The organism is Gordonia neofelifaecis NRRL B-59395 (genome assembly GCF_000192435.1).
GTDB lineage: Bacteria > Actinomycetota > Actinomycetes > Mycobacteriales > Mycobacteriaceae > Gordonia > Gordonia neofelifaecis.
In genome coordinates, this window is sequence record NZ_AEUD01000006.1 from 111,314 (window position 1) to 125,344 (window position 14,031).

The window sequence follows — 14,031 nt, forward strand, 5'->3', positions numbered from 1 at the left end:
CCGGCTGCTACTGCTGAGCGGGAGCCTGCGCGGGTGCGACCACGTTGAAGGTGATGGGAGCCGACTCGCGCTCGCCCATCTTCGCGGTGGCCTGGTAGCCGCCCGCAGCCACCTGGACGCGCTTCTTGGTGCAACCGGGGCTGCTGGTGGTGCCGGACCAGGTGACGGTGTCCGAGACCTGCTGGCCGGGCTGCAGCACCTGGATGTTCACGCCCTTGTCGGGAGCGCAGTCCTGTGCCGACCAGAGGGTCCGACTGCCGTCGAGCGTCCGGACGATGACGTTCTGCGCGGCCTTGCCCACGTCACGTGAGCACGCCGCCAGTCCGCCGTTCGTGGTGACGATGGTGAACACCGGCTGATCGCCGACCGTGTACGTCGGCTTGTCGGTGTACAGGACCACCGACAGGCTCTGGTCGGAGCAGCCGGGCACACCGGAATCCGCGGCCGGGTTGCCGGACGGCTGGGCCGGGGCGGGCGGAGCGGGCGTCGCACTGGGATCGCCGCCGTCGCCGTGGTCGCCGCCGCCGCTGGGAGCCTCGCTGCTGGGCGGTGCGCTCTGCGTCGACGGCGCCGGAGCCGATGTGCTCGCCGACGACTTAGCCGCCGCGTTCTTCGAGTCCGGCGCGCTGCCCGACCCGCTGCTCAGCCAGACGATCAGGATGATGACCACGACGATCACGACCACCGCGCCGATGCCGGCGATCAGTCGCCGACGCCAGTACACCTCGGGTGGCAGTGGTCCTTGCGGTTCAATCACGTCCCCAACGGTATCGTCGCTCCCCTGTCAAGCGGTGCGACGCTCACCGGCGTGTCGTGGATTCGTCTACTGGCCGATGTCGCCGACGGCCTCCACGAACTCCACCTGGCCGTCCTCGAGCCGATAGCTGAGGCCGACGACGGCGAGGGTGCCCTTCTCCACGCGGTCGGCGATGATCTGGCTGCGATCCATCAGCAGGTGGACCGTCTCCTTCACGTGGCGCCCGACGAACTGGTAGTAGTCCGTGATGCCCTCCGCGCGGCCGGCGAGGATGCTCGGCGTCACCTTCTCGACGATGGTCCGCACGTAGCCGTTCGGGAGGGTGTTGTTGTCCAGTGCGTCGAGAGTCGAGCCGACGGCGCCGCAACTGCTGTGGCCGAGGACGACGATCAGCGGGACGTTGAGCACGTCCGGACCGAACTCGATCGTTCCGAGCACCGCCTCGTCGAGCACGTGACCGGCGGTACGGACGACGAACATGTCGCCCAGCCCCTGATCGAAGATGATCTCGGCGGCGAGTCGCGAGTCGCCGCAGCCGAACAGCACGACGTGCGGCTTCTGGCCCGAGACGAGGGCGGCACGCTGGTCGCTACTCTGGTTCGGATGAATGGACTCCCCTGCGACGAATCGCTCGTTTCCCTCTTTGATGACCTGCCATGCTTGCGCCGGGGTTAAGTTCTCCATGAACACAAGTATGCCACCGCAGATTCTGCTGGATTGGTTCGCCCGCGCCCGGCGACCGCTTCCGTGGCGCGAACCCGGCATCTCCGGCTGGCAGATCCTGATCAGCGAGATCATGCTGCAGCAGACGCCGGTCGCCCGGGTCGTCGGTCCCTGGCAGACATGGGTCGAGCGGTGGCCGGTGCCGTCGGCGATGGCCGCCGAGACGACCGGCGAAGTGGTCCGCGCCTGGGGGAAGCTCGGCTATCCGCGCCGTGCGATGCGGCTGCACGAATGCGCGCGTGTCCTCGCTGCCGAGCACGACGACGCGGTGCCCGACGACGTCGACACCCTGCTCGGACTGCCTGGAATCGGCGACTACACCGCTCGCGCCGTCGCCTGTTTCGCCTACGGCCAGTCGGTGCCGGTCGTCGACACCAACGTCCGCCGGGTGATCGCCCGCGCGGTGCACGGCACGCAGCAGCCGGGCAATCCGTCGAAACGCGATCTCGTCGACGCCCGGCAGTTGCTGCCCGACGACGAGACCGCGCCCGAGTTCTCCGCCGCGCTGATGGAGCTGGGCGCACTGGTGTGCACCGCCCGGTCACCGCTCTGCGACGCCTGCCCGCTGGTGGACACCTGCCGTTGGGTGGCACTCGGCAAGCCCGCACACGACGGGCCGCCGCGCCGGACCCAGAAGTACGACGGGACGGACCGACAGGTGCGCGGACTGCTTCTCGACGTGCTGCGGGGCCGCACCGGACCCGTCGAACGGGCTCGCCTCGACCTGGCGTGGACCCGCGACACCGCGCAGCGCGATCGAGCATTGGACTCGCTGCTCGTCGACGGTCTGATCGAGATCACCTCCGACGGGCTCTTCTGTCTAGCGGGCGAGGCCTGACAGGAACGCCTCCACCGCGCCGCGATAGACCTCGGGGCGATCGTCGTGCACGAGGTGGCCGGCACCCGGGACCTTCAGGTAGGCCGACTGCGGGTGTCGTGCCTGCCCGCCGCGCGCGGCCATCGCCGCCATCTGCCCCGGCGGGGTCACCGTGAACTCCGCCTCGACGAGCAGCGACGGAACCCGGACCGAATCCCACTGCGCCCAGAAGTCGCGAGTGCCCCACTCCTCGGCGATCGCTCCCCACACCGGAATACTGCCGTGGAGCCGTCCGTCGTCGAAGGCCTCGTAGAAGTAGCGGCCGGCCACCTCACCGAACATCGCCACCGCCTCGTCGAGCCCGTCGAAGCGGTCGGGCCAGCTCGCGAACCACGGCGTCCAATCGCCGGTGGTTCGCCCGCGGAAGTCGGGCGCCATATCCTCGACGACGAGCGCACTGACCAGTTCGGGGAACTGCGCCGCGGTACACCAGGCGTGCAGGCCGCCCATCGAGTGACCGACGAGCACCGCCGGCCCGCGGTCTATCCAGGTGATCAACTCCCCGACGTCGGCGACGAATCGTTCGGTGGCGATCTCCTCCGCGGCCGGCACGATTCCGTGGTCGAACGCCCCCTGGTGATAAGCGGCGTCGAAGGTGAACACCCTGCCGTATCGGCGCAGCCACGGGATCTGCCTGCGCCAGGTCCGACCGCGGCCCATCAGCCCGTGCAGCAGCACGATGGCGCCGAAGCCGCCGTCCTCGCGGTCGCGGCCGCCGTAGTCGAGAAGTCCGATCACGACTATCGACCCTAATCGCGTGGGTCGCGCGTCAGTACGCTGGATCGCATGGCAATTGTGAAGATCAACGCGATCCAGATCCCGGAGGGCGCGGGGCCCGAACTCGAGAAGCGCTTCGCCGCGCGCGCGGGCGTGGTGGAAGGGGCCGCGGGCTTCCTCGGCTTCCAGCTCCTCCGCCCGGTCAAGGGTGAGGACCGCTATTTCGTCGTCACCCAGTGGGAGGACGACGCCAGCTACGAGGCGTGGGCGGGCGGCGACGCGCGCGCCGCACACAAGAGCGACCGCAAGCCGGTCGCGTCCGGTGCGAATCTCCTCGAGTTCGAGGTCGTCCTGGACGTCGCACCGAAAGCCTGACGCCGGAATCGAGCGCCGGATTTCACAGCAAGCCCTGGCAGCGTTTTAGAACGTGTTCTAGTATCGAGGAAACGGTCCCCCGATACTAGGAGCACGCATGACCGAGCCCATCGAGACCACTCAGCTCTACATCGGCGGAAAGTGGGTCGCACCCCACTCGTCGAAGGTGCTCGAGGTGTTCTCCCCCGCCACCGGCGAGAAGGTGGGCTCGGTCCCGCTGGCCGACGACGTGGACGTCGACAACGCGGTGCGCGCCGCGCGCGAGTCGTTCGACTCCGGAGTCTGGCGCAACACCCCGCCGGCCCAGCGAGCTGCGGTGATCCGTCGCGCGGCCGAGCTCATCAACGAACGCGGCGCCGAGATCGGGGCGTTGGTGTCGGCCGAGATGGGCGCCACCCCCGGCGACGTCGCAACCCTCCAGCAACTGGCCGGAACCGGCGTCCTGAACGGCTACGCCGACGCCGCCGACGCGTATGAGTGGGAAGAGAAGCGTACCGGTCTGTTCGGTGAGTCACTCGTGGTCCGCGAGCCGGTCGGAGTGGTCGGTGCGATCATCGCCTGGAACGTCCCCCTGTTCCTTTTCTGCAACAAGTTCGGCCCGGCACTCGCCGCCGGTTGCTCGATCGTCCTCAAGCCCGCACCGGAGACTCCGCTCAACGCGAACCTGCTCGCCGAGATCTTCACCGACGCGGGCGTTCCCGAGGGCGTCATCTCCATCGTCCCCGGCGGCGTCGAGACCGGCCAGGCGCTCGTCGAGCACCCCGGCGTCGACAAGATCACCTTCACCGGCTCCACCGCGGCCGGTCGTGCCATCGCCGCGCGCTGCGGCGATCAGCTCAAGCGCTGCTCGCTGGAACTCGGCGGCAAGTCTGCGGCGATCGTGCTCGACGACGCCGACATCGCCGCCAGCGCTCCGATGCTGGTGTTCTCCGGCATCCTCAACTCCGGCCAGGCCTGCGTCGCCCAGACCCGGGTCCTGGTCCCGCGCAGCAAGCACGACGAGGTCGTCGATGCGATGGTCGCCGTCGCCTCCACCTTCACCCCCGGCCTGCCCGACGATCCGGAGACCAAGGTCGGTCCGATCATCAACGACCGACAGCACGAGAAGGTCACCGGCTACATCGCCAAGGGCAAGGCCGAAGGTGCGACCGCCGTCCTCGAGGTGCCCGCACCCGAGATCGGCACCGGCAACTTCGTCGGACCGACCATCTTCACCGGCGTCACCAACGACATGACGATCGCCCGCGAAGAGATCTTCGGCCCGGTCATCAGCGTGATCGCCTACGACGACCTCGACGAGGCCATCGCCATCGCCAACGACTCCGACTACGGCCTCGCCGGCTCCGTGTGGACCGCGGACGTCGACAAGGGCGTCGAGGTCGCCAAGCAGATCCGCACCGGAACCATGGGCATCAACTGGTACGCCATCGACCCGTCGTCGCCGTTCGGCGGCTACAAGAAGTCGGGCATCGGCCGCGAGAACGGCCGTGAGGGCCTCGAGAGCTATCTCGAGCACAAGGCCATCCTGATGCCGATGGGTTACACCTCGTAAACCCCTCCCATGAGCCGGCGCCCGCCTCCGAATCACCCCGGAGGCGGGCGCCTTTTCCTCCGTGGCCGCTCCTGACCACGACAAACGCTCCCCCGACTCGCATCCGCGGCAGTCGGGACTGCCGCGGATGCAGGTCGAGGGAGCGGATGCTTCCGGTCTATCGAAGAACTAACCTGCCGGAGTCGACTCCGGCGCCTGGGACGGGGCGGGTGCACCGGGGATCGGCACCGCGTTCGACGGCGGCGTGCCGTCGCCCGACTGCATGTGCTGAGCGAGGTTGTCGTCGTCGAGGATGTCGATCTGGTTGATCTTCCAGTCGTCGCCCTGCTTCTCCATGCCGAAGATCAGTCGGCTCTTGTCGACCTGCACCTCCGACACGTCGTTCCGCGTCGACGACTGGTTGATGAAGAGCAGCACCTTGGCGGTGGTGCGGGTGTTCTCCATGACGCCCGCACCCTGCACCGTCACGGCCGTCGAGACGCCCTGCTGCTTGACGCCCTCGGCCACCTTCTGCTCGACGATGTGCGACTGGTAGTCCTTCTGCGCACCGCCGGTGAGACGACCCATCGTCGTGTTGATGTGCTGGTCGACGTTCTTCGGATTCCACGAGAACATGTCGACAACGTAGGTCTGGGCGGCGGACTGCGCCGAGTCCCTGGCCCGTTCTTCGGCTGCCGCATTCGCATAGATGACGCCGAGGGCGATCGTCGCACCGACGACGAACACCACGACCAACGCCAGCACCGGCAGCAGCCATCGCTGCACTCGACTCATCACGCCACCCAATCGAAGTACGTCATCTTCAACTCACCGTTGATCCGCGTCATGTCCACCCGCGCGCGGAAGGTCGTCGACTCGACGTTCTTCTTGTCGTTCTTCGGATGGCCTTCCCACGCGTAGACGACCAGCACCGAGCCCTCGTCCTCGTCGGCCTTCGAGACCGCGTCGGCGACGATCGTGGTCTTGGTGACCATGTCGCCCTTGCGGACCATGTCGGCGACCTGCTTCATGTTCTCCTGGAACATCTGCTTGGCACGACCGCTGGTCTTTTCCATCGCGTTCTTGTACATCTGATCGGCGTTGTCGGGATCCAGCGTGCTCATCGACACGACCATCTGTTGAGCGAACGTCGAGTATTCGGCCCGCCACTCCCGCTGCTGTTCGATCTTGTAGTACTGGTAGCCGAACACCGCAGACAGCACGACGCCGACGACGACCACGAGTGCGGTCAGCGCCACCGCGATGATCGTCAGCCGCGAGCCGGACCGAACGTCGTCGCGCGCGGACTTGCGCACCACCGACTTGTTGCGACGACGCTCGCGATACGCGGCGTTCCGTGCCACCTCGTCCGCGTCGGGCTCCACCTCGGTGGGCTCCACCTCGGTGGGCTCCACCTCGGTGGGTGCCGACTCCGCCTCAGGCTGCTCGGCCTCAGCAGGCTCAGCGTCCTCGTCCGGGACCTCGGCCGTCTCCGGCTCGGCGGCCGGCTGCGGGGCCTTCTTCCGGCGTCCGCTCAGCGGGCTCGATCGGCGGACCACCGCCTCGGGCCGGCCGGCCTCGGGGCGGTCGGACTCCGGCCGGCCGTCGTCGGGCTTGCTGTCTTCGGGGGAGTTCAGGACTCCACCGTCTTCGTGATCAGGTCGTACCATTGCTTCTTCTGGCCCTGTGTCTTCTGACTCGCGTCAGTCACGTAGGTCTTTCCGTCGGGTCCGATGAACTGCCCCGTCTCGGGGTCGTAGGTGGTCGCGTAGACGGCGGGCGACGAATCGTAATCCGTCGGGGTGCCGGGGACCACCCGTCCCGCGGGCTGCTTCGGCAGATTCGTGCCGGGCAGACCGTTCGGGAAGGCGACGTTGTCCTTGTCGGACGGGACGAAGCCGGTCTTGCATTCCGCAGGGGTGGGAGCGCGGCGGCCAGGGTACTCGACGCACGGGAAGTTGCGTGCGCCGCGAACCGAGGACTGCGCATCCTGCGGGAGTCGGCAGAGCAGACCCGAAGGCAGGTCCCGCGCATCCTGTGCTGACGGGAAGCGCCACTGGTCGCTCGGCATGAACCCGACAGTACAGGTCGGCGGGTCCTGGAAGCCGAGCGTGAAGTTCACGTTGGGACCGTGCCGGTTGGAGCCGGAGTTGATCGCGGTGATCAGCGCCGACAACACACGCGGGTACAGCACGATGGTCTGCTGCAGATTCGGCAGATACACCGCCTGAGTCCGCGCCGCCACCGAGAGGTTCGAGATGGCGAGCGGGAACGACTCGTTCATGTCCTCGAACAGCTTCTGCGCCTGCGAGGCCACGCCCGGCCCCTTCGCCAGCACGTCGGTGATGTCCGGGCGGCTGGCCCGAAGCTGATCGGTCACCGTCGTCAGGTCCTTGGTCCACGACCGGATCTGGTCGGCGGTCCGGTTCTGGGTCGCCAGGATCGGACCGGCCTGATCGACCAGGGCGATGGTGGTGTCGACGTTCTTGTTCAGCTCACCGACGAACAGCACCATCGAGTCCATCAGCCGCTGCAGTTCCTCGCCGGTCCCGTTGAAGGCGGTGAACGCCTCGTCCATCACCGACCGCAGCTTGGTGTCGCTCACCTGGTTCAGCAGTGCGTCCGCCTGATCGAGCATCGACGAGATCTCGACGGGGACGTCGTCGGTCTGCACCGTCGCGCCGTCGCCGATGTTGTCGCTCGAAGGGTCCTTGGGCGGGGTGAACTCGACGAACTGCTCGCCGACGGCCGAGACGCTGCGCACCGACGCGGCGGAGTTCGCCGGGATGTCCGTGCCCGAGTCGATCGTCAGGCTCGCGGAGACGCCCGTCGGGGTCAGCTGCACCCCGGTCACCTTGCCGACGTCCACGCCGCGATAGCTGACGTTGGCGTTCTCGTACAGGCCGCCGGTCACCGGCATCTCGAGCGTCACGTTGTAGGTGCCGATCCCGAACATCTGCGGCAGCCGGATGTAGAACACCGCCATCGCGACCATAGAGATGACCGTGACGATGCTGAAGATGATCAGCTGCACACGAACGAAATGCGTGATCTTCATCAGTTCCCGCCCTGAATCTTCGGAAGCAGATCGAGCGGCGACGGATTCGCCGGGTTCGACTGCTTACGCTCTGTCGGGCCCTTCTTCAGCGGTGCCGAGAACGGGTCTGCACCCTTCTTGGAACCGCCGGCGGGCTTGCCGACGATGGTCTCCGGTCCTGTCGCGGTGACCGACGCCAGCATGGTCTTGCCGAGCCGGTTCCACGTCAGGTCGAGCACCAGGTCGGAGTTGACGTAGTCGCCCTTGACGATGGTCGGGATCTGTTCCTCGACGAACGGGAAGGTCAGCAGGATACGCAGCGAGTTGGTCAGCGCCGGACCCGTCATCGACAGCTGGTCGAGCAGCTCACGCATGTTCGGGACGATCGTCTTGATGTCGTCGCTGTTCGCCTTCAGCACGTCGTTGGCGGTCTTCGACAGCTTGCCGACACCGTCCATCGCGCTGGTCAGATTCTTTCGCTGATCGACGAGCAACTGCAGGATCTTCGGACCGCTCTCCAGCGCGCGCTGCACGGTCGGCGTCTGCCGATTGATCGTCGCCGACAGCCGGTCGAGGCCCTCCATCGCGCTGATGATGTTCTCGGTCTGCGAGTTCAGGTCCGACACCAGGACGTTCAACCGCGGGATGAGGCTCTTGAGGGTGCCCTCGTTGCCGCCGACGATCTGATCCAGTTCGTGGACCACGTCGCCCATCTGCGACAGCCCGCCACCGTTGAGCACCACCGACAGCGAACTCAGCACCTGCTCGGTGGTCGGGTACATGCACGGATCGACGGTCTGCGCCGAGGTGATGTCCGGAACCTTCTTGGCGTCGGTCTGCGCGAGATTCTGCTGTTCCGGGCAGTTCGGCAGGGCCAGCGATCCGCCGGGGGCCAGGTACTGACCGGTCGGGTGCTCGGGCGGCACGATCGCGATGTGCGACGAGCCCAGGACACTCGTCATACCGATCATCGCATGTGAGCCGACCGGCACCTTCACGTCGCCGTTCAGCCGGAGCGTCACCTTCGCGCTCCAGTCGTCGATGGTGATGTCACCGACGCTGCCGACGGTCGCGTCGTGCATCATGACCGGCGCGTTCCGGACCAGGCCGGCGGCAGACGGGATCATCGCGGTGATCCGGTAGGCGTCCGAGCTCGTTCCGGCCGCGCCGACGGCGGAGACCGTCGAGATGGTGTTGGAGCTACAGCCCGCGGTGACCGGCACGGCGATCAGGCACGCGGCCGCGAACACGGCCACCGTCTTCTTCGACGCCATCACCCCTCACCTCCGAACGGCACCAGCAGCTTGCCCAACCCGTCCGGCGCCGCCTTGCGGCTGGCCGAGTCACGCTCCACCACGCCCTCCCGGGCACGCTGCTTCACGTCGTTGTTCTGGTAGGTGATCTGATCCGGCGTCGCGGTCCGGCCGATCACCGGATTCGCCAGGAACGGCGGATAGTTCACCACGATGTCCTTCATCACCGGCGCCAACAGGTCGACGCACTTCTCGATGTCCTTCTCGGTGTCGCCCGGCCGCGCGGTGGCCTCCATGGAACCGCACAGCAGCGAGATCAGGTTGTTGCCCATGCCGAGACCGAACACGCCGTCCAGCGAACCGGTCAGCGGGTTGTAGATGTTGAAGAAGTTCGCCAGCTGGTTCGGCGCCGAGTGCAGCAGGCCGCGGAGCTGCTCGTCCTTCTTCTTGAGCGTGCCGGTCAACTGCGCCAGCTTGCCCATCGTCGACGTCACCACACCGCTGTTGGTGCCGAGGAAGCCTTCGAGCTCGCTGACCGCCTCATTGAGGTTGGTCATCGCGTCGCCGAGGTCGTCGCTGCTTCCCGCCAGCACATCGCTGACGCTGGCCATCCGGCCGTTGAACTGAACGAGCTGCTCGTGACTCGTCGACAGCGCCTCGGTCAGCTTCTGCAGGCTCTTGATGGTGCCGAAGACGTCGTCCCGATTGTCCGAGAGCGTGCCCATCACCGTCGACATCTGCTTGATCGAGTCGGCGATCGCCTTGCCGTTGCCGGAGAGGTTCTGGTCCATCACGTCGATGGCGTCCGCCGCGGTGCCCGGCTCGGCGCCCTTCGGTCCGACCGCCTTGGTCAGCTCGTCGAGCTGCTTCTTCACGTCGTCCCATTCCATCGGAACGGCGGTCCGCTCCATCGGAATCGAATCGCCGTCCTGCAGCTGATCGCCCTTGCTGTACACGGGCGTCAGCTGGATGAACCGTCCGGAGACCAGCGACTGCGCGACGATCACCGCGCGTGCGTCGGACGGGATCGGCGTGTTCTTGTCGATGCGCATCGTGATCTTGACGTCGCCGCGGCGGGTCTCGATGTCCGAGACCTTGCCGATGTTGACGCCGATCACACGGACCGGGTCGCCGCTGTACAAGCCGCTGGCCGACGGGAAGTAGGCCGTGATGGTCCGGGTGGTGGCCTTCTGCACCCCGAAGAACACTCCGACGGCGAGCAGTGCGATCACGACCACTCCGGCGATGATCGCCCATACGCGTTTCGAGATACCCACGTCAGCCCCCCGTTCCGTGTCGCTGGCTCGGATTCAGCTGCTCATTGTTCTGCGGTTGCTGCGGAATCACCGTCGGGTACTGACGCTTCGGCGACGGGCGACCCACGTCGGGTGCCCCCGCATCTGGTCCCTGCTGCCAGTTCTTCGGGAAGATCGGGTTACCCGAGTACTCGTAGAAGTACTTCGCCGCTTCCGGGTACTTCCGCTCGAGGACCTTCATGAAGGTGCCCATGTAGGCGCCGAAAGTCGGCAGACCGACGAGCGAGGAGAAGTACGGACCCGAGCTGACCGCCTCGCCGAGGATGTTGGCATAGGGACCGAGATTGTCGATCGCCTTGCCGAAGTTGTCCTCGTTGTCGTTCAGGATGTCGAGCACCCGGTTGAACTTGTCCAACACCGGCTTGAGCTGCTCGTTGTTGTCCTCGATGAAACCGGTGATCTCCGCGGTGACGTCCTTGGTCCCCTTGATCACCTGACGCAGCGCCTCGCGACGGATGTTCAGCTCGCCGAGCAGCGCGTTCGCATCCACCAGCATGTCGCGGATCTGGTTGCTCCGCTGACCGACGACCTCGGTGACGCCTCGGGCCCGCCGCAGCAGTTCGCTCAGCGCGTTGTCGCGGTCGGCGATGGCCTTCGACAGCCGGCTCACGCCCTCGACGGCGCCGCTCACGTTGGCCGGCGTCTTCGAGAAGGTCTCGGTGAGCGTCTCCAACGCCTTGTTCAGCTGGTCGGTGTCCGTGGTCGCGAGCGTCGTGGTCGCATCCTCGAGTGCGTCCGACAGCGAGTACGGCGAGACCGTCGCGTCCACCGGAATCGATTCGCCCGGCTTGATCCGACCGGTGCCGATCGGTGTGATGGTGAGGTTCCGACGGCCGAGCACGGTCTCGGTCTTGATCGCGGCCCGCGTGCGGTCGCCCATCACGACGGTGTCGTTCAGCCGGAAGTCGACCCTGGCCTTCAGCCCCTCGTCCGTGTCCTCCAGCGAGATGCCCTCGACGGTGCCGACGTTGACGCCTGCGACGAGCACGACATCGCCGGTGACCAGACCGCCCGCGTCGTCGAAGTAGACGCCGTACGTGCTGATCTGGGACAGGTACGGCAGGCGATCCATCTGCATCGCCATGATCACGACCATCGCCGTGATCAGCACGCCGATGATGCCGACCTGGTACTTGGGGCGGCCCGCGCGAGCGAACGGCTTCGGCTCAGGCTCCGCTTCCGGAGTCTCGGGCTCCGGGTTCACGCTCTCACTCAACTCGCACACCTCCCGCCGGCCTTGGTCGTGTCACCCATCGCATCGATGGCTGTGAAGTAGTACTGGGTGTTGCCCGGTCCCGGCAGCAACAGCCGGATGCGGCAGAAGTAGATCTGCAGCCAGGCGCCGTAGCTGCCGAGGTTCGACAGCATCTTGAAGTCGCCGGGCAGCCGACCGAGCAGGTTGCGCACGAAGGGCTCCGCCTTCAGCGCCTGTTCGCTGGTCTTGCCGAGGGCCGAGATCGTCTCCTTGATGTCCGGACGGGTGGCACTCATCAGGCTGGCGAGGCCGGTGGTCGCCTGCCCTGCCTGGGTGATCGCCTCACCGTAGATCTCGCGATCGTCGGCCAGTCCGGAGATCAGCTTCTGCATCCGGTCGACGCTCTGGTCGAGACCCTTGTGGTCCGCCTCGAGGGTGCCGAGCGTCTTGTTCAGGTTGTCGATGACGCTGCCGATCAGCTGGTCGCGATCGGCGATCGTGTTGGTGAACTCCGAGGTGCTGGCGAGCAGCTTGTTGAGCCCGGCACCCTGTCCCTGGAAGATCGCGATCAGCGACGACGTCAACTGGTTGACCTCGTTCGGGTCGAGCGTCCGGAACAGCGGCTTGAAACCGCCGAGCAGGTTGTCGAGGTCCAGGGCCGGCTCGGTCTGCTTGAGCGGGATCTGATCGCCGGACGACAATGTCTGGTTCAGGTCGCCCGTGCCGGGCTGCAGTTCCAGGTACCGGTCGCCGGTCAGGTTCTGGTAGCGGATGAGCGCCTGCACCGACTTCGGGAGCCGGTAGTCGTCGTTGACGGTGAACGTCACCTTCGCGATGTTGTCCTGGTTCAGCTCCACCGAGCTGACCGCGCCGACGTCGACGCCGGCGATCTTCACGACGCTGCCCGACTTCATCGCCGACGCGCTGGTGAAGAGCGCTGAGTACTTGTCGCTGCTGCCGCCCTGGTAGCGGCTGAACACCAGTACCAGGCCGACGAGGACCAGAATCATGGCGAGGGCGAAGGCCCCGAGTTTGATGACCGTCGCACGGAATGCGCGTGCGCGACTATCCACGAGGTGTACCTCCGAACAACAACTGGAAGAGCTTGCGCGACTCCACCTTCGGGGTGGTGCGCGGCTGGTACGGCGTCGCCGCGTTGTCGACGACGTAGAACGGGACGTGCTCCTTGGACTGGACGTCCGTCAGACCCGCCTGGCAAGTCGGCGGACCGTCGCCGCGGACCTCCGGAAGGTCCTGCGGGTAGCGGTACGGGTCCTGTCCGGGGATCAGGCCGGCGTCCAGCAGCAGCATGCCGTTGCGGCCGCCGAGCAGCGGCGTCGCGATGTCGGTGGCATCGGACGCGGCGGTGATGAAGCACCGCAGACCGGGAGCCTGACGACCGAGCAGCCGGGTGACCGGGTTCAGGTCGGTCAGTGTCGAGATCAGGTTCTTCTTCGACGCGGTGAGCACGCCGTTGACGGTGTTCGTCATGCCGGTCACGTTGATCAGCAGTGCGTCGAGGTTGGACGCATTGTCGACGAGCGTATTGCCGACGACGGTCGCATTGTCGACCACGCGCATCAGGTCGGGCATGGCGTCGGCGTACACGTTCGTCGCTCCGGCCCCCTCGCGAAGCAGCCGGTTCAGCTCGGGCAGGTGCGGGTTGGTCTTGCCGAGGATGTCGGTCAGCTGGACCAGGGAGTCGCCGATCGCCTTGCCGCGTCCGGACAGCGCCTCGTCGACCGCGCCGATCGTGACGTTCAGCTTGTCCGGCTGCAGCTCCGCGAGCACGTTCACCAGCTGCTGGTACACGGTGTTCAGTTCGACCACCACGTGGTCCGCACGAATCACCGAGCCCGCCGAGAGCTGCCCCTGCGGTCCGCTCGCGGGGACCACCAGGTTCACCGCCTTGGCGCCGAAGATGGTGTTGGACTTGATGTCGGCGTAGACGTTCGCGGGCACCAGGTCGATCTGGTCCGCCGCCATGTCGAGCTTCAGTTCGGCGCGATCACCGACACTCGTCACCGATGCGACGCGACCGACCTCCACGCCGCGCAGCTTGACCTTCGCGTCGGGATTCATCACCAGACCCGCGCGCGGCGCGAACAGGGTCACGGTCTTGGTGCTGGAGAACCAGCCCAGGAACTGACCCGAGGCGAGCGCGACGATGCCGACGAGCGCACCGACCATGATGAGGGCTGCGAGCTTCCGGGTCCGGTTGCTGTAGCCCCTGCTGTTCTTCTTCGCCAT

14 protein-coding genes are annotated in these 14,031 nt (G+C 66.7%); 3 read left to right on the top strand and 11 right to left on the bottom strand.

From position 1 onward, the window contains the following. Positions 1–7: 7 nt before the first annotated feature. Both SCNU_RS09010 and SCNU_RS09015 read right to left on the bottom strand, forming a co-directional pair. Positions 8–757 (bottom strand): hypothetical protein, encoded by a 750-nt coding sequence (locus SCNU_RS09010; protein ID WP_040518078.1) that lies wholly within the window; start codon positions 755–757, stop codon positions 8–10. 66 nt (positions 758–823) lie between these two features. After that, complete coding sequence (locus tag SCNU_RS09015; RefSeq protein ID WP_009679054.1) at positions 824–1,441, bottom strand: carbonic anhydrase; 618 nt, start codon at positions 1,439–1,441, stop codon at positions 824–826. Here SCNU_RS09015 and SCNU_RS09020 point away from each other — a divergent pair. Beyond that, positions 1,440–2,318, top strand: a complete 879-nt coding sequence (locus SCNU_RS09020) for an HhH-GPD family protein (RefSeq protein ID WP_175284093.1) — start codon at positions 1,440–1,442, stop codon at positions 2,316–2,318. The two genes, SCNU_RS09015 and SCNU_RS09020, sit on opposite strands and share 2 nt — an antisense overlap. Here SCNU_RS09020 and SCNU_RS09025 read toward each other — a convergent pair. Continuing rightward, a complete protein-coding gene (locus SCNU_RS09025) occupies positions 2,301–3,095 on the bottom strand; it encodes an alpha/beta fold hydrolase (protein ID WP_009679056.1) in 795 nt (264 codons plus the stop codon). The two genes, SCNU_RS09020 and SCNU_RS09025, sit on opposite strands and share 18 nt — an antisense overlap. Before the next feature lie 48 nt (positions 3,096–3,143). Between SCNU_RS09025 and SCNU_RS09030 the strand changes: the two genes are divergently transcribed. Both SCNU_RS09030 and SCNU_RS09035 read left to right on the top strand, forming a co-directional pair. Beyond that, positions 3,144–3,449 carry an antibiotic biosynthesis monooxygenase family protein gene (locus SCNU_RS09030; RefSeq protein ID WP_040518080.1) on the top strand — a complete coding sequence of 102 codons (306 nt, stop codon included), beginning with the start codon at positions 3,144–3,146 and terminating at the stop codon, positions 3,447–3,449. Between the two features lie 97 nt (positions 3,450–3,546). After that, on the top strand, positions 3,547–5,001 hold the full coding sequence (locus SCNU_RS09035; RefSeq protein WP_009679058.1) for an aldehyde dehydrogenase: 1,455 nt from the start codon (positions 3,547–3,549) through the stop codon (positions 4,999–5,001). Positions 5,002–5,169: 168 nt separating this feature from the next. Here SCNU_RS09035 and SCNU_RS09040 read toward each other — a convergent pair whose 3' ends face one another. The 8 genes from SCNU_RS09040 to SCNU_RS09075 are packed head-to-tail and all read right to left on the bottom strand — an operon-like array spanning position 5,170 to position 14,031. Further along, a complete protein-coding gene (locus SCNU_RS09040) occupies positions 5,170–5,775 on the bottom strand; it encodes a hypothetical protein (protein WP_009679059.1) in 606 nt (201 codons plus the stop codon). Continuing rightward, positions 5,775–6,650, bottom strand: a complete 876-nt coding sequence (locus SCNU_RS09045; RefSeq protein WP_009679060.1) for a prolipoprotein diacylglyceryl transferase — start codon at positions 6,648–6,650, stop codon at positions 5,775–5,777. The genes SCNU_RS09040 and SCNU_RS09045 overlap by 1 nt, the downstream gene beginning before the upstream one ends. Next, positions 6,614–8,038 (bottom strand): MCE family protein, encoded by a 1,425-nt coding sequence (locus tag SCNU_RS09050; protein ID WP_009679061.1) that lies wholly within the window; start codon positions 8,036–8,038, stop codon positions 6,614–6,616. Before SCNU_RS09050 ends, SCNU_RS09045 begins: the two co-directional genes overlap by 37 nt. Next, positions 8,038–9,291 (bottom strand): MlaD family protein, encoded by a 1,254-nt coding sequence (locus tag SCNU_RS09055; protein ID WP_009679062.1) that lies wholly within the window; start codon positions 9,289–9,291, stop codon positions 8,038–8,040. Before SCNU_RS09055 ends, SCNU_RS09050 begins: the two co-directional genes overlap by 1 nt. Next, entirely contained in the window at positions 9,291–10,547 is a 1,257-nt protein-coding gene (locus SCNU_RS09060; RefSeq protein WP_009679063.1) for an MCE family protein, read from the bottom strand. The genes SCNU_RS09055 and SCNU_RS09060 overlap by 1 nt, the downstream gene beginning before the upstream one ends. A 1-nt stretch (position 10,548) precedes the next feature. After that, positions 10,549–11,790, bottom strand: a complete 1,242-nt coding sequence (locus tag SCNU_RS09065; RefSeq protein ID WP_009679064.1) for an MCE family protein — start codon at positions 11,788–11,790, stop codon at positions 10,549–10,551. A gap of 8 nt (positions 11,791–11,798) precedes the next feature. Beyond that, positions 11,799–12,854: an MCE family protein gene (locus tag SCNU_RS09070; RefSeq protein ID WP_009679065.1), complete on the bottom strand. Its 1,056-nt coding sequence runs from the start codon at positions 12,852–12,854 to the stop codon at positions 11,799–11,801. Then, positions 12,847–14,031 (bottom strand): MCE family protein, encoded by a 1,185-nt coding sequence (locus SCNU_RS09075; protein WP_009679066.1) that lies wholly within the window; start codon positions 14,029–14,031, stop codon positions 12,847–12,849. The genes SCNU_RS09070 and SCNU_RS09075 overlap by 8 nt, the downstream gene beginning before the upstream one ends.